The sequence below is a fragment of the Micromonospora jinlongensis genome (genome assembly GCF_013410645.1).
GTDB classification, from domain to species: Bacteria; Actinomycetota; Actinomycetes; order Mycobacteriales; family Micromonosporaceae; genus Micromonospora; species Micromonospora zamorensis.
This window is the reverse complement of sequence record NZ_JACCHK010000001.1, coordinates 3671746-3686844: the sequence shown is the minus strand read 5'-3', so window position 1 is coordinate 3686844 and position 15099 is coordinate 3671746. Positions and strand designations below refer to the sequence as shown.

The 15099-nt window shown below is 73.8% G+C and carries 12 protein-coding genes; 7 read left to right on the top strand and 5 right to left on the bottom strand.

Going from position 1 to position 15099, the window contains the following annotated elements; genetic code table 11:
• Window positions 1-21 precede the first annotated feature (21 nt).
• Window positions 22-2145: a RecQ family ATP-dependent DNA helicase gene (locus tag HNR22_RS16260; protein WP_343059835.1), complete on the top strand. Its 2124-nt coding sequence runs from the start codon at window positions 22-24 to the stop codon at window positions 2143-2145.
• Window positions 2146-2444: 299 nt separating this feature from the next.
• Window positions 2445-3371, top strand: a complete 927-nt coding sequence (locus HNR22_RS16255) for a hypothetical protein (RefSeq protein WP_179781076.1) — start codon at window positions 2445-2447, stop codon at window positions 3369-3371.
• Window positions 3372-3511: 140 nt separating this feature from the next.
• Here HNR22_RS16255 and HNR22_RS16250 read toward each other — a convergent pair whose 3' ends face one another.
• Window positions 3512-3928 (bottom strand): helix-turn-helix domain-containing protein, encoded by a 417-nt coding sequence (locus HNR22_RS16250; RefSeq protein WP_088950292.1) that lies wholly within the window; start codon window positions 3926-3928, stop codon window positions 3512-3514.
• Window positions 3929-4171: 243 nt separating this feature from the next.
• Here HNR22_RS16250 and HNR22_RS16245 point away from each other — a divergent pair, with 243 nt between their 5' ends.
• Window positions 4172-4582 carry a hypothetical protein gene (locus HNR22_RS16245; RefSeq protein WP_179781075.1) on the top strand — a complete coding sequence of 137 codons (411 nt, stop codon included), beginning with the start codon at window positions 4172-4174 and terminating at the stop codon, window positions 4580-4582.
• Here the strand turns inward: HNR22_RS16245 and HNR22_RS16240 are convergent.
• Both HNR22_RS16240 and HNR22_RS16235 read right to left on the bottom strand, forming a co-directional pair.
• Window positions 4579-5739 carry a class I SAM-dependent methyltransferase gene (locus HNR22_RS16240; protein ID WP_179781074.1) on the bottom strand — a complete coding sequence of 387 codons (1161 nt, stop codon included), beginning with the start codon at window positions 5737-5739 and terminating at the stop codon, window positions 4579-4581. The two genes, HNR22_RS16245 and HNR22_RS16240, sit on opposite strands and share 4 nt — an antisense overlap.
• 86 nt (window positions 5740-5825) lie before the next feature.
• Window positions 5826-7532 carry a DEAD/DEAH box helicase gene (locus tag HNR22_RS16235; RefSeq protein ID WP_179781073.1) on the bottom strand — a complete coding sequence of 569 codons (1707 nt, stop codon included), beginning with the start codon at window positions 7530-7532 and terminating at the stop codon, window positions 5826-5828.
• A gap of 283 nt (window positions 7533-7815) precedes the next feature.
• Here HNR22_RS16235 and HNR22_RS16230 point away from each other — a divergent pair, with 283 nt between their 5' ends.
• Complete coding sequence (locus HNR22_RS16230; protein ID WP_179781072.1) at window positions 7816-8466, top strand: ferritin-like fold-containing protein; 651 nt, start codon at window positions 7816-7818, stop codon at window positions 8464-8466.
• Window positions 8467-8535: 69 nt separating this feature from the next.
• Here the strand turns inward: HNR22_RS16230 and HNR22_RS16225 are convergent, their stop codons facing one another.
• Both HNR22_RS16225 and HNR22_RS16220 read right to left on the bottom strand, forming a co-directional pair.
• Window positions 8536-8763 carry a DUF3107 domain-containing protein gene (locus HNR22_RS16225; RefSeq protein WP_179781071.1) on the bottom strand — a complete coding sequence of 76 codons (228 nt, stop codon included), beginning with the start codon at window positions 8761-8763 and terminating at the stop codon, window positions 8536-8538.
• Between the two features lie 64 nt (window positions 8764-8827).
• A complete protein-coding gene (locus tag HNR22_RS16220; RefSeq protein ID WP_179781070.1) occupies window positions 8828-9466 on the bottom strand; it encodes a TetR/AcrR family transcriptional regulator in 639 nt (212 codons plus the stop codon).
• Window positions 9467-10977: 1511 nt separating this feature from the next.
• Between HNR22_RS16220 and HNR22_RS16215 the strand changes: the two genes are divergently transcribed.
• Genes HNR22_RS16215 through HNR22_RS16205 form a run of 3 tightly spaced genes read left to right on the top strand, consistent with a single transcriptional unit; the run spans window position 10978 to window position 15046 of the window.
• Window positions 10978-13188 (top strand): hypothetical protein, encoded by a 2211-nt coding sequence (locus HNR22_RS16215; RefSeq protein ID WP_425488104.1) that lies wholly within the window; start codon window positions 10978-10980, stop codon window positions 13186-13188.
• Between the two features lie 23 nt (window positions 13189-13211).
• Complete coding sequence (locus HNR22_RS16210; RefSeq protein WP_179781069.1) at window positions 13212-14186, top strand: alpha/beta fold hydrolase; 975 nt, start codon at window positions 13212-13214, stop codon at window positions 14184-14186.
• A gap of 5 nt (window positions 14187-14191) precedes the next feature.
• Window positions 14192-15046: a DUF3152 domain-containing protein gene (locus HNR22_RS16205; protein ID WP_179781068.1), complete on the top strand. Its 855-nt coding sequence runs from the start codon at window positions 14192-14194 to the stop codon at window positions 15044-15046.
• The last annotated feature ends 53 nt before the right edge of the window (window positions 15047-15099 follow it).

Genomic DNA, 15099 nt, shown 5'->3' with positions numbered 1-15099 from the left:
CGGCGCTGGTAGAAATGCCGGGTGGAGACAGCAGAGCGGGCAGGGGTGCGGGAGCGGGCTGAGGCGGTGCTGCGCCGGCTGGCCGGTGACCACGCCCGCCTGCGTGAGGACCAGTGGCGGGCCATCGAGGCACTGGTCGTCGACCGGCGACGGGTGCTCTGTGTGCAGCGGACCGGTTGGGGCAAGTCGGCGGTCTACTTCGTGGCCACCGCACTGCTGCGTGAGCGCGGGGAGCACGGCCCGACCGTCATCGTCTCGCCGCTGCTGGCGCTGATGCGTAACCAGGTCGAGGCGGCGGCCCGGGCCGGCATCCGGGCCCGCACGATCAACTCGGCGAACCTCGACGAGTGGGACGAGATCACCGCGGAGATCCAGACCGGTGCCGTGGACGTGCTGCTGATCAGCCCGGAACGCCTCAACAACCCGGACTTCCGCGACGGGGTGCTGCCGAAGCTGGCCGCCACCACCGGGCTGCTGGTGGTCGACGAGGCACACTGCGTCTCCGACTGGGGGCACGACTTCCGGCCGGACTACCGGCGGCTGCGCACCTTCCTCGCCGAGCTGCCCGAGCGCACCCCGGTGCTGGCGACCACCGCCACCGCCAACTCGCGGGTCACCCAGGACGTGGCGGAGCAGTTGGGCGACGCCCTCATCCTGCGCGGCACCCTGGACCGCGAGTCGCTGCGCCTCGGGGTCCTCGACCTGCCCAGCCCGGCACACCGGCTGGCCTGGCTCGCCGACCACCTCGATCAGCTCCCCGGCTCGGGCATCGTCTACACGCTGACCGTCGCGGCAGCGGGGGAGACGGCCGAGTTCCTGCGCTCCCGGGGCTACCCGGTGGCGTCGTACACCGGGCAGGCCGACGACGCCGACCGGCGCGCCGCCGAGCAGGACCTGCTCGACAACAAGATCAAGGCGTTGGTCGCGACGAGCGCCCTCGGCATGGGCTTCGACAAGCCTGACCTGGGTTTCGTCGTCCACCTCGGCGCGCCGCCCTCGCCGATCGCGTACTACCAGCAGGTCGGCCGCGCCGGCCGCGCCGTCGAGCACGCCGAGGTGCTGCTGCTGCCCGGCGTCGAGGACGCCGCCATCTGGCGATACTTCGCCTCGCTGGCGTTCCCACCCGAGCAGCAGGTGCGCGCCGTGCTGGCCGCCCTGCACCCCGACCGCCCGCTCTCCACCCAGGCCCTCGAACCGCTCGTCGACCTGCGCCGTACCCGCCTGGAGCTGATGCTCAAGGTGCTCGACGTGGACGGCGCGGTCCGCCGGGTGCGCGGTGGATGGCTCGCCACCGGCGAGCCCTGGGTCTACGACGAGGCCCGGTTGCGCCGCGTCGCCGAGGCGCGCACCGTCGAGCAACAGGCCATGCGGGAGTACGCGACCACGTCCGAATGCCGGATGCGGTATCTACGGGAACGCCTGGACGACACCGGGGCGACCGACTGCGGCCGGTGCGACAGGTGCGCCGACCCGCTCTTCTCCGCCGACGTGTCGACAGCCGCGCTCGCCGCCGCGCAGACCTTCCTGGGCCGCCCCGGCGTGGAGATCGCCCCGAAGAAGCTCTGGCCGACCGGGTTGGACGCGGTGGGCGTACCCCTCAAGGGCCGGATCGCCCCCGCGGAGCAGGCGTTGCCGGGCCGTGCCGTCGGGCGCCTCTCGGACCTCGGTTGGGGTGGCCGGTTGCGTGATCTCGTCGGCCCGGAGGCGCCGGACGCGCCGGTGCCCGACGACGTGGTCGGCGCGGTGGTGGAGGTGTTGAAGGCGTGGGCGCACGGCGACGACCCGTGGCCCCGCCGGCCGGTGGGGGTGGTCGCGGTCGGTTCGCGGCGACGGCCCCGGCTGGTCGGGTCGCTCGCCGAGCGGATCGCCGCCGTGGGCCGGCTGCCGCTGCTCGGCGAGGTCATCCCGGCCGGTCCGGGCGGTCCGGCCGGGCCGCGCGGCAACAGCGCCCAACGGGTACGCGCGCTGCACGACACCTTCACCGTGCCGACCGACCTGGCGGACGCCCTGGCCGGCCTGGACGGCCCGGTGCTGCTCGTCGACGACCTGATCGACTCGGGTTGGACGATGACGCTGGTGGCCCGGGCCCTGCGGCGGGCCGGCGCGCCCGACGTGCTCCCGCTCGCCCTCGCCGTCGCCGGGTGACCCGCCGCCCCTCGCGTCGGTCGCCGGGCGGGTCCTCGGCGCTGCTCGGGTTCGGGGCGTCGTCCGTGCCTGGTCGAGGGCGTTATTCGGCGCTGCGGGGCGGTCTGCGCCGGTCGGGTGGGAAAGTTCCCGGGCGGCGTCGAATGCGACCGTCGCCACGCCGTCCGGACGTCGGCCTGGGCCGCCCCGACGCGGCGGTACCGTGGGCGGTATGACCGACCAGCAGCCCGTCAACCGCGCGCACGACGGCACGGGTAGGACCACCGTCGACGAGGCGGGCCACCTGCTGGGCGTCGGCGGTGCCTGACCAGGTCTCCGCCGCGCCGGACCGGAGCACGCTCCGGCTGGCGCTGGTGGTCGGTGGGCTGGTGCTGGCGGTGCTGCTCGGTTTCGGCCTCGGCCGGATGAACACCACAGGCACCGCCACCGGCAGCCCGTCGTTGGCCGCCGATCACACCGACCCACCGGGGATCGGGCCGCACAACCACGGCAGCGCCACGAGCACCGATCAGGGCGCGGCCACCGAGCCGGGCGGTCTGGCGGTCAGCTCGGCCGGGTTCACCCTGGCGCCCCTGACGACCGAGTTCCCGGCCGGCCGCCCCGGTCAGCTCCGCTTCCAGGTGCGCGACGTGCAGCGCCGGCCCGTCACCCGCTTCGCCGTCGTGCACGACAAGCCGATGCACCTCATCGTCGTCCGCCGGGACCTGACCGGTTACCAGCACCTGCACCCGACCATGGCGGCGGACGGCACCTGGTCGGTGCCGTTGACCCTCGCGCAGCCCGGGGTCTGGCGCGCGTACGCCGATTTCACCGTCGTCGCCGACAACGGCGCGCAGACCGCGGTGACCCTCGGCGCGGACCTGGTCGTGCCCGGTGACTACCAGCCTCGTCCGCTGCCCGGTCCGGCCCCCTCGACGACGGTGGACCAGTTCACGGTCGGCTACCAGGGCACCCCGCAGGCGGGGGCGACAGTGCCGCTGACGTTCCGGGTCGACGGTGCTGGCGGCGCCGCCCCGCTGGAGCGGTACCTCGGGGCGTACGGGCATCTGGTGGCGTTGCGCGAGGGCGACCTCGGCTACCTGCACGTGCACCCGGAACCGGAGCTCGTGGACGGCCAGATCAAGTTCTGGCTGACCACCCCCGGCCCCGGCCGCTACCGCCTGTACCTGGACTTCCAGGTAGGAACCGAAGTCCACACCGCCGAGTTCACCCTCACGGTCCCCTAACCCACCCCCGCCCCGGCCCGATCCCGTTGATCATGAAGTTATTGCCTCGCGCTGCGGCGTGTCGCGGCAATAACTTCATGATCAACGCGGGCGTGCGGGGGGTGGGGGCGGGGGGTGCGGGGGGTGCGGGTGGGATGGGGTTAGCCGGCGCGGCGGATGGGGCGGCGGGCCAGGTAGCGGAGCAGGTCGCGGATGTGGTGCTTCTCCTCGGCGGGGACCGTCGGGTCGGCCAGCCGGTCCAGGATGGCGCGGACGTCCGCTTCGACGGGGCCGTCGTCATGGCGTCGACGGGGGGTGGGGCCTGCGTCGGGCAGCCCGAGCGCGCGGAACGCGGCAGCGACCGGTAGGTCCAGTGCGGCGCAGAAGCCGCGCACCTTGGCCAGCTCGGGATAATCCTGCCAGTCACCCGCCAGCCAGCGGAACACGGTGGAGCGTCCCACGCCCGTGTGCGAGGCAAGATCGGTCACGGTCCAGCCACGTTCGTCACGAGCGTCATCGATGGCGCGCCGGACGAAGCGGGCGAAGGCCATCTGCGGTGATACCTCGGCTGATCCCATCCCTGTGTGTCTTTCCCCCTTGCCGCACCGGGACGATGCGCCTTTCCGAGGGTAGTACGCCCACGGCCGGAAACAATTGACTGACCGCACAATCTGTCCCGTGGACGAGACTTTTCCGCGACAGCATGAGGCCAATCGAAAATTGCATCAAGCGATCACCATCGTTCTTCCACTAAGCTCGGTGCCCGTCCCCGCATGGCCTGCGTCTGCCGCGTCCGACCGCACCACCGCCCGAGGAGCACCATGGCCGAACCGAGCCGCCCCCAGCCGTACCAGCCCGGTGCGGTGAGCCTGTTCTTCGTTGCCAAGGCCGGCGTCTTCGCTGCCGGGTTCTGGATCTGGCTGCTGGTGCTGGTGCTCCGCACCAGTTCCGCGACGGGTCTCCAGGTGCTGGCCGCCACCGGCGCGATCACCACCACGCTGGTCGCGGTCGTGCTGGGTGCCCGGATGGCGTTGCAGCAGAGCGCGGCCATCCGGCACGCCGAGACCAAGAAGCTGCTGGTGGACATCTCCTGGAACGCCTTCGCCGCCGCCGGCAACGCCGAGAGCGCGGGAAAGGTCGTACCCTTCCCGACCGTCCCGGGCGACGGTGAGCGGGTCAGCCAGCGCAACGGCGCCCGGGACCGCAGTGGCGGCAGCGATCGCCGTCGCTAGGCGGCGGCCTCCTCGGCGGCGGAGAGCAGGGTCTCCAGTCGGGGTGTGACCTGCCACTGGTCCACCAGCTCGCGGTACTCCGCGTTCTGCTGTTCGCTGGCCTCGCTGCCGGTGCGGCGGGCACGGATCAGCAGGTTGCGTGGCGTGTGCTGGGAGTCCACGAACTCCACCACCTCGGCCCGGTACCCGTGCACCCGCAACAACCCGGCGCGCAGTGCGTCGGTGAGCACGTCGGCGAAGCGCTCGCGCAGGATGCCCTGCCGGGTCAGCAGCTCGTACGGTGCCGGGGTGGGGTGGGCGCGGAGCTGCTTCGCCAGGTCGTGGTGGCAGCACGGCGCGGCCAGCACCCAGCGGGCCTCCCAGCGCACCGCGCGGGCCAACGCCTCGTCCGTGGCCGTGTCGCAGGCGTGCAGCGCCAGCACCAGGTCGGGTGCGGGGTCGACGACGGCGTCAGCGATCGTGCCGGCGACAAAGCTGATCTGGTCGGCCCAGCCGAGCCGCTGCGCCAGTTCGGTGTTGCGCCGCCGCTGGTCCTCCCGGACGTCCACGCCGACCAGTTGGACGTCGAGCCCTCGACTCGCCAGGTAGCGGTACGCCGCGAACGTCAGGTACGCGTTGCCGCAGCCGAGATCGACCACCCGCAGCGAACCGGTCAGCTCGTCGGGCAGGGTCGCGGCCAGGGCACGCAGGAACGCGTCCACCTGGCGGCGTTTGGCCGCCGAGCCACCGATCTCGGCGAAGATCGGGTCACCGGGGTCGAGCAGGTATTCCTTCGTCCGGTCGTTCCCGCTCGGCGTGGCCACCGGGCGGGACGTCGCGGCGCGGTGCACCTGCGCCTCGCCGGACTTGGTCACCCGGAGTTGGAGCGTCGCGTCGGCCGTCTCCACGTGCCAGTTGCCGAACGGTTCGGCCAGCAGCTCGTCGATCGCCTGGATCGTCTCCGGACCGGGGGCGACGTTACGGGTGTACGGGCGCGTGCCGTCGGAGGTGGCGATCTGCAGTCGCGGGCCGGCCTTGAGCCGCACCGGCCGCAGTTCGGCTCGAGCCACCACGGGATGGCGCCCACGGCGTCGTCCGGCGGCGACCGCCCGGGTCAGCGCGGGGTCGAGCAGCAGCGCCCGCACCTCGGTCAGGGCAACATCCAGTGGTTCCGGCATCGTTCCATCTTCGGCAGGTGGGGTGGGAAGGGAACATCCCCCGTACCGCGCGAGGCGGTGCGGGGGATGTCAGGTGTGGCTGTGGGTCAGTCCGCGGTCGCCTCGGCCGGCGTACCCGCACCGGAACCGCCACCACGGCGGCGCCGGCGCCGGCGCGGCTTGGACGGCTCGCCGTCGGACGCGGCGGCCGGCTCGGCGTCACTGCCAGAATCGGCGGAGATCACCGCGGTCGGCTCGCCCACGACCGTCTCGCCGGCCCGGCGGCGACGCCGGCGGCGCGGGGTACGGGTGCCTTCGTCGGCGGTGTCGCCAGCCTCGGTGATCGCCGGTGCCTCGGCCACGGCCGGCGTGCCGGCGTCGGAGCGGTCGCGGCGGCTGTCGCCCCGACCACGGCGCTCGCCTCGCCCCTCGCCACGGCTCTCACCGCGTCGGGGGCTCCGGCCGCCACCGCTGTCGCCCCGACGGGAGCGCGTCGTCCCGCCCAGGTCCTCTTCGATCTCGGCGGACAGCCCGGCCCGGGTGCGCTCGGCCGTCGGCAGGGTGCCGCTGACCTCGGTCGGGATGTGCAGGTCGGTGTAGAGGTGCGGCGACGTGTGGTACGTCTCCGGCGGCTCCGGCATCTCCAGACCCAGGGTCTTGTCGATGATCCGCCAGCGCGGCATGTCGTCCCAGTCGACGAAGGTCACCGCGACACCCGTCGCGCCGGCCCGGCCGGTACGACCGATCCGGTGGGTGTAGGTGTCCTGGTCTTCGGGGCAGTCGTAGTTGATGACGTGGGTGACGCCGGTGACGTCCAGCCCTCGGGCTGCCACGTCGGTGGCGACCAGAATGTCGATCTTGCCGGCCCGGAAGGCCCGCAGCGCCCGCTCGCGTGCACCCTGGCCGAGGTCACCGTGCACCGCGGCGACCGCGAACCCGCGGAAGTCGAGGTCCTCGGCGACGCGGTCGGCGGCCCGCTTGGTGCGGGTGAAGATCATGGTCAGCCCACGCCCCTCCGCCTGGAGGATGCGCGCCACCACCTCGACCTTGTTCATCGAGTGGGTGCGGTAGACCAGCTGCTGGGTCTGCGGCGACGGACCGGTCTCGGCGGTGTGCCCGGCGTGGATCGTCATCGGCTGGCGCAGGAAGCGCCGGGACAGGGTGACGATCGGGTCCGGCATGGTGGCCGAGAAGAGCATCGTCTGACGGTCTTCCGGAAGCATCGCGAGGATCTTCTCGACGTCGTCGAGGAAGCCCAGGTCGAGCATCCGGTCGGCCTCGTCGAGGACGAGCGCGTGCACCCGGTCCAGACGGAGGTGCTTCTGCTTCTGCAGGTCCATCAGCCGGCCCGGGGTGCCGACCAGGATCTCGACGCCCTTGCGCAGTGCGTCGATCTGCGGCTCGTACGCCACGCCGCCGTAGATCGGCAGCACCCGGACGCCCCGCGTCCGGCCGGCGGCGGCGAGGTCCTTGGCGACCTGGATGCCCAGCTCGCGGGTGGGGACGACGACCAGCGCCTGGGGGACGCCGTCACTGCCCTCGCCCGGCGCGAAGACGCGATCCAACAGGGGCACGCCGAAGCCGAGGGTCTTGCCGGTGCCGGTGGGCGCCTGACCGATCAGGTCGACGCCGCGCAGCGCGATCGGAATCGCGTACTCCTGGATGGCGAAGGCGCGGGTGATGCCCGCCGCGGCCAGGGCCTCGACGGTCTCGGCGCGGGCGCCGAGTGCGGCGAACGTGGGGGCCTCCGGTCGAACCGGGGCAGTGGGGGCCAGTTCCTGGCCGCCCATCAAATCTTGAGTCAGCTCGCTCATGTGGATGTGGGGGTGCCCTCTCGTGGGTGCGCCCGTCATGTCCTCAGGGCGCGTTCGGTATGACGCGGGCCACACGGTCGGCGGCAGATTGCCGAGCCGGACCGGGCCGCACGCGCGCCGCGGGCTGAGCTTCGATCAGATCGGCGCCCACGGCAACTGCTCCATGCTACCTGAACAGGGATACCCCCGTCCCGATTCCCATCCGGCCACCCGCCACGCGGGGCAATGAAATGTGACCTACGTCACGTCAATCCAGCTCGTGGGATGCCGGTAGCCTGCGCTCGTGTCCACGCCGAGCACCCCCGGTCCCGCCGTCGCCGACCTGCTCGGCCTGGTCGCCTTCGGTGAGCTGCTCGCCTTCGAGCGGATGGCCGGTGACGCCCGGCTCGCCCCCGACCTGCGCCGCCGGGCCGCGCTGAACGAGATGGCCGCGGCCGAGATCGCCAACTACCAGCGTCTCGCCGACCGACTCACCGCGCTGGGAGTGCCGCCGGAGGAGGCGATGGCACCCTACGTTGAGCCGTTGCAGGCGTACCACGACTCGACCGAGCCTCGGGACTGGGCGGAGGTGGTCACCAAGGCGTACGTCGGGGACGCCATCACCGACGACTTCATCCGGGAGATCGCCGACGCGCTGGAAGAACCGGACCGGGCGCTGGTGCTGGACGTCCTGCACGACTCCCGTTACGCGGACTTCGCCGCGGCGGAGATCCGGGTGGCCGTCGCCGACGACCCCCGGGTGGCAGGCCGGCTCTCCATGTGGGCGCGACGGCTGGTCGGCGAGGCGTTGTCCCAGGCGAGCCGGGTCGCCGCCGAGCGGGCCGCACTCACCGCGCTGATCGCGCGGGGCGACCGGGTCGACGTGTCGGGGCTGTTCGGCAGGCTCACCGCCGCGCACACCGCACGGATGGCCGCCGCCGGGCTGAACAACTGACCGCCCGGGAAGCCGGTGCCGGCCCGCGGCAGGTGGGCCGACGCCGACCTGCCGCGATGGCCGGACCGGTCAGCGGACGGTGAAACCGACCGCCCGGGGCGACGCCTCGGCGATCTCGACGTAGGCGACCTTCTCGACCGGCACGATGACCCGTCGGCCCTTCTCGTCGGTCAGGGAGAGCGTGCCGCCGTTACCGGCGAAGGCGTCGGTCACGATCTGCTCGATCTCGGCCGGCGACTGCGCGCTGTCTACTACCAGCTCACGCGGCGCGTACTGCACGCCGATCTTGACCTCCACTGTGCCTCCTCAACTGGGGCGAAAGAACCGCCCTGCGAAGGCTATCCGATCACGGGGTCGGCGGTCAGGCTGACTCACCTTGCAGCGGGAAGCTCGCGATGCCCCGCCACGACAGCGCGGCCACCAGCGCTTCGGCCTCCGCCTTCGGCACCTGCCGGCCACCGGCCAGCCAGAACTGCGCGGCCGTCTCCGCGGCGCCGACCAGCCCGGAGGCGAGCAACTCGGCGTGCGACCGGCTCACGCCGGTGTCCGAGATGATGGTGTCGGTGATTGCCGCGATGCAGCCCTGCTCGACCCGCTCCACCCGTTGCCGCACCGCCGGGTCGTTGCGCAGGTCCGACTCGAAGACGAGCCGGAACGCCTCGCTCTCGTGGTCGACGAAGTCGAAGTACGCCCGCACCGACGCGCTGACCCGTTCCTTGTTGTCGCTGGTGCCGCGCATCGCGTCCTGCACCTGAGCGACGATGGCGTCACAGTGCGTGTCGAGCAACGCCAGGTAGAGATCCATCTTTCCGGGAAAGTGTTGGTAGAGCACGGGCTTCGAAACCCCGGCCCGCTCGGCGATGTCGTCCATCGCGGCGGCGTGGTAGCCCTGTGCGACGAACACCTCCTGCGCCGCAGCGAGAAGCTGCTTACGGCGCGCGGAGCGGGGCAGGCGGGTGGGCCGTCCCGCGGTCTGTGCACCGTTGCCCGCAGCGGTCATGGGTTCCTCCGAGTTCTCCGTACGAGCCGGCATTTTCCCCCCAGACCGGGCGAGGCCCGCGATCACCGTCGTGGAAATGGCCCGCCGCTGTAACTTATCGCCACTCTCGGCACACGGTAGCCTCAGCGGGGGCGACCAAGGAGCGCGCGGTGAGTGAAACAGGTCAACCCGGAGCCGCTACCCCGGGAGAGCACGGTGACGGAGCGGGTCAGCACGACGACCCGAGCCGTTCCGTCAGTGGGTGGGCACCCCCGGCGGGTGGGTGGCCGCGAGCCGCCGATCACGAGGATGTCCGGGAGCAGGCGCCGCGTTGGCAGCCGGACCCCGCGTCCGGCTGGCGTACCTCCTCCACCAGGCATGGAGACCTGCCGTCGCCGCTGGCCGGGCTGCCGGGTGACCTCGATCCGCCGACCCGGGTCAACGGCCACCACGCCAACGGTGTGCACCATCCCGATGACGCCAACGGCGTCCGTCGCCCGGGCCTCGAACCGACAGTGGGACGTCCCACGCCGGTGAGCGCACCCCCGGGGCTGCCCGTCGAGGGCCGCCCCGAGTCGGCCAGTGACCGGCTGGTGGTGCCCGCCCAACGTCCCGTCCCGCGTGTGGAGCAGGGAGTCGACGAGCCCGACGGCCCAGCCGCCGATCCGACCGCCGCGCACCGCGCCCGCTGGGCCGAGCCCGGGCTGCCCACGTCTGCGCCGCCTGCCGTCCAGGTGCCGCCCGTCGGCACCGCCGCGTCGGGTTTCGAGGTGCCGCCCGGCCTCCACGCGCCCAACGCCGAGCGACTGGCCGCCGAGGACCCACCGGCCGCCGGGTCCCGCGACCGGCGGGACCCGCTCGCTCCGGAGCACCAGGCAGCACCGGGACGCACCTCGGGGCCGGCCGGGCACGCCGACGCGACCGAGCCGGCTCGCGCCGGCGAAGGCCCCCGCCCGGGAGAAACGCACCGGGCCGGGGAATCGTCGGCCATCGAGCCGGACTGGTCGGGGCCGAGCTGGAACCGCCCGAGTTGGGGCGGCGGCTGGGCACCGCCCTGGTCCCGTCAGGACGACGAGCCGGCTGCCCCGCCGACCAGGGACGAGTCCGCGCCGGGTTGGGTCGCCGAGCCCGTCCAGCCGTACGAGCCGGTGCGGGCCGAGTCACCCCGCCCGTACGAGCCGGTCCGCGCCGAGCCGCCCCGCGGGTACGTCCCCGTCCGGCGCGAGGTCGCGTCCGAGGCGGCGCCGGAGCGCTCGGCCGAACCGACCAGCGGGCCGCCGGCCGACCGGCCGTCCTGGGCCGCCCCGCCCGCTGTCCCGCCCACCGATCGCCCGCTCCGGGCTGCCGACCCGGACCAGCCCCCGACCAGCGAGCCGGGCGTGCCGTCACCAGGCACGCCGCCGTTGGTCCCGCCGGGCACGCCGTCACCGGCCGTGGATCGCCCGGCCTGGGCAGGCGGCCCGACGCCGACCAGCGGGGCGCCGGCCAACCGGCCGTCCTGGGCCGGGTCCGGAGCCAGCCGTGCGCCCCGGATCGACCGGCCGTCCTGGGCTGGCGGTGCGGCCGATCCCGAGCCCAGCAGTGGCCCGCCGGCGCGGCCGTCCTGGGCCGGGGGTTCCGACCCGGCATCGACCGGTACGCCGTCGGCCCGTCCATCGTGGGCTGGCGGTGCGGCCGACTCCGAGCCCACCAGTGGCCCGCCGGCCCGGCCGTCCTGGGCCGGGGGTTCGGACCCGGCATCGACCGGTACGCCGTCGGCCCGCCCGTCGTGGGCTGGTGGTGCGGCCGATCCCGAGCCCACCAGTGGCCCGCCGGCCCGGCCGTCCTGGGCCGGGGGTTCGGACCCGGCATCGACCGGTACGCCGTCGGCCCGCCCGTCGTGGGCTGGTGGTGCGGCCGATCCCGAGCCCACCAGTGGCCCGCCGGCCCGGCCGTCCTGGGCCGAGGGTTCCGACCCCGCGCCGACCAGTGCGCCGCCGTCGCGGCCGTCCTGGGCCGCCAGCCCGGCGCCGGCCGATGCGCCGCCGCCGGCGCCAGCCGGGCCACCTCCCACGCTGGCCGAGGCGCCACCGGCTCCGGCGGGCCCGCCCCTGGTCGCCGAGCGCCCCACCTGGGCTGGCGGACCGCCCACCAGCCCGGCGAGCACCGCGCGGGAAGAACGGCCGGACTGGTCCGAGGGCCGCATCCCCGCCACCCCCGTCGACCGTCCCTCGTGGGGGGCGATCCAGTCGTCCATGCCCCGTGGCGGTGACGACGGCGAGACCCCGGGCATGCCACGGCCCGAGATCCGACCAGCCACCGCGCCATTCCGGCTCCGCCCGGCGACGCCAGACCTGCCCGGCCCGTCTCCCGTCGACTCGCACCGCCCGGCCGCGCCGACCAACGCCCCGTTACCCGGTGACCTCACGTCGTCCTCGACGGGATCGACTCCGCCCCCTGCCACGAACGGGTCCGAGCCCCACGACCGGCCAGGACCCGCGTCCGCCTCCCCCTATGCGGCTCGCCGATCCGCACCCGACCCGACGTCGTCGTCCGAACCGGCCGACGACGCCCGGCAGTCGGACCCGAAAGCGGTGGTGCTGCCGCAGCGCGTCCCCGCAGAACCGGACGTGCCCGTCGTGCCGGAGCCGCCAGCTGTGGAGCCACCCGCCGAAACTCCGGAACTCGCCCGCATCGCCACCCACCTTCGTCGGGACGACGAGCCAGCCCCGTTGCGGGAGCGCCCCGAGGGGTTCGACGTCAACGCGATCCTGGACGCCGTCCGCGAGGTGGCCGGTGTCCGCGACGCTGCGCTGCGTCGTACCCCGGCGGGAGCGCACAGTCTCCGACTCGACCTGGCCGACGGCGCCGACCCGGCCGAGGTGAGCCGACAGGTGGCCCGGCTGCTTCAGGATCGGATGGGGCTGGCCGCCGCCCCGCAGAACGTGCCCGGTCTGCCCAGCACGCCGCCCCCGCCGGTTCGCCGTCGCGTTGCCGAACCCCGGGCCGCCGAACGGCGTACCCCGGAGCAGAGCGTGACCGCACGCGATGCCGGCGCCGAAGCGCGTACCGGTGAGGTGCGGGCGGTCGAGACACCGACGAGCGGTCGTCCGTCGGGTGCTCGGGTGGAGGCCATGCCGGCAGGCATTGAGCAGAGGCCCGCCACCGACATCTCGCGCCGCCGCCGGTCGAACGCCCCGCACCGAGGCCGCGCCACGGTCGAGGAGCCGGGATCGGTCTCGGCCGCGCCGGCCGGTGCCGCGACCGGGAGCCCGGCGACGCTCGGCACGTCGTACTCCGGTGGTCAGGTGACCACGACGGAGTCGGCGCCGTCCCGACCGCTGGACACCGGCGGCACGCCGGGGCCACGGGTGGTGATCGACCACGTGCAGGTCAGCACCTTCGGCCTGGACGCGAACGTGGAGGTCCGGCTGCTGGCCGGGGGCGACAGCGCCTCCGGGTACGCGACCGGGCCGGCGGTGGACGGCTACGTGCTGCGGCTCTGCGCGGTGGCGGCGGCCGCCGCGGTGGACGAGCTGCTGCGCGGCGCCGAGAACGCCGAGCGGGGGCGCTGCTTCGTCGAGCACGCGGCGGTGGTGCCGTTCGGCAACTGCGAGGTGGCCACCGTGGTGGCACTGCTCGTCTGTGAGGGCTGGGTCGAGCAGCTCGCCGGCTCGGCTCTGGTCGCCGGTGATCCCCGGCAGGCGGTGGTCCGGGCGACCCTCGCGGCGGTGAACCGTCGGCTGGAGGCGCTGCTGTCCTGAGTGGTCCGAGGCAGACTGGAACGATGAGACGCGCCACCCTCTGGCCGGACCACCTGCTTCCCGACCACCGTGTCCCGCCACCGTGGCCGGGCAGGGAGGTCCGCCTCGACGGCCGGGTCACCTACGTACGGGACACCCCGGCCACCGCCGCCGGCGCGGAGCCGGCACTGTACGTGCACGGGCTGGGCGGGTCGTCGCAGAACTGGACCGACCTGGCCGGGTTGCTCGCCGACCGGCTCGACGGTCAGGCCATCGACCTGCCCGGCTTCGGCCGCAGCGAGCCGGGCCCGCGCTACACGATTCCGGCGTTCGCTGATCTGGTGGTCCGCTGGATCGAGCACTCCGGTCGGGGCCCGGTGCACCTGTTCGGCAACTCGCTGGGCGGCGCGATCGCGGTCCAGGTGGCCGGGCTCCGGCCCGACCTGGTCCGTACGCTCACCCTGATCTCCCCGGCGCTGCCGTTCCTCGATTTCCGTCGCTCGCTGCAGGGGCGGATGCTGCCGGTGCTCGCCATCCCGCGCGGCGAACGGCTGGTCGCCCGGCACCTCACCCAGCTCGCTCCCGAGGTGATGGCCCAGCAGGTGCTGGAGGCGTGTGTCGCCGATCTGAGCCGCATCTGCGACCAGCGCCGGGCCGAGGCGCTGGAGGAGATCCGGGTTCGGTACGAGGCGGAGCACTACGCCGCCGCGTACGTCCGGACGTTCCGCGGTCTGGTCTCCAGTTTTCTGCGGGCGTACCTGCCCGGGCCGGGTTCGCTGTGGCGCCTCGCCGAGGCGGTGCGCGCACCGACCCTGGTGGTGGGCGGCCGAGCGGATCGCCTGGTCGACGTACGGGTCGCGCCGCAGACCGCCCGGGTCATCCCGGACAGTCGGCTGATGATGCTCGACGGTGTCGGTCATGTGGCGCAGTTGGAGGTGCCCCGGCTGGTTGCCCGGGCGGTCGTCGGCCTCCTCGCCGAAACGGGGGACACCGTCAGGCGGCCTGATCTGGCAGGCTGACGTGGATGCCCAGCTCAGCCCCCCTCCCCGGTCGCCGTCAGCGACGCTTCGCGCTGTTCGCCCAACTGGTGGCGGTGGTGTTGGCGGTCGGCGCGGTGGTGACGGTGATCGCCGAGGGGCCGGGTGGGCATCCCGCTGCCGACCGGTTGGCCGCCGACGAGATCGTCTCGCTGCCCCCGCTGGTGGCCGCGCCACTGCCGCCGTCGGTCAGCCCGTCGCCCTCCGAGGCGGTTCCGTCCAGCCCGTCTCCGGTGCTGCGGGCGCCCGGTGCGGTCCCGAGTGCCGGCACGGGGGGTTTCGGCTACGACGACCGATCCGGCCCGGTGCTGGGTCGTGCGGGTGAGCTGCGGCGTTACCGCGTCGCGGTGGAGTCGGGCAGTAACGAGGACGCGGCCGAGTTCGCGCTGGCGGTGCGGACGGCGCTCGCCGGGCCGGGCAGTTGGGTCGACAGCGGCAGGCTGCGGCTTCAGCAGGTGCCCGGGGACGCGCCTCGCGACTTCACCGTCTACCTGGCCACCGCCCGTACGGCGGGTCGGATGTGCGCCGACGGTGGGGTGGACATCCGGGTCGGGGGTCGGCCGTACACGTCCTGCCGCGCGCCCGGCCAGGTGATCATCAACCTGGATCGGTGGCGGCTGTCCGTGCCGCACTTCGTCTCGGCCGGCGTGCCGCTGGCGGTCTACCGGACGTACGTGGTGAACCACGAGGTGGGTCACCAGCTCGGGCACCGGCACGAGCGCTGCCCGGGGGCGGGCAGGCCAGCGCCGGTGATGATGCAGCAGACGCTGTTCCTCAACGGGTGCCGGGTCAACCAGTGGCCGTACCTCGACGGGCGTCGCTACGCCGGTCCTTCCCTGTGAGCGACGGGCCGACACGCCGACTTCCAACCCTCCATCAGGCGTCTTGCGGCAAT

Coding starts and splice junctions, on each gene's coding strand:
- HNR22_RS16250 (WP_088950292.1), bottom strand. CDS start 3,928: ATGGGATCAGCCGAGGTATCACCGCAGATGGCCTTCGCCCGCTTCGTC.
- HNR22_RS16245 (WP_179781075.1), top strand. CDS start 4,172: ATGGCCGAACCGAGCCGCCCCCAGCCGTACCAGCCCGGTGCGGTGAGC.
- HNR22_RS16240 (WP_179781074.1), bottom strand. CDS start 5,739: ATGCCGGAACCACTGGATGTTGCCCTGACCGAGGTGCGGGCGCTGCTG.
- HNR22_RS16235 (WP_179781073.1), bottom strand. CDS start 7,532: ATGAGCGAGCTGACTCAAGATTTGATGGGCGGCCAGGAACTGGCCCCC.
- HNR22_RS16220 (WP_179781070.1), bottom strand. CDS start 9,466: ATGACCGCTGCGGGCAACGGTGCACAGACCGCGGGACGGCCCACCCGC.
- HNR22_RS16210 (WP_179781069.1), top strand. CDS start 13,212: ATGAGACGCGCCACCCTCTGGCCGGACCACCTGCTTCCCGACCACCGT.
- HNR22_RS16205 (WP_179781068.1), top strand. CDS start 14,192: ATGCCCAGCTCAGCCCCCCTCCCCGGTCGCCGTCAGCGACGCTTCGCG.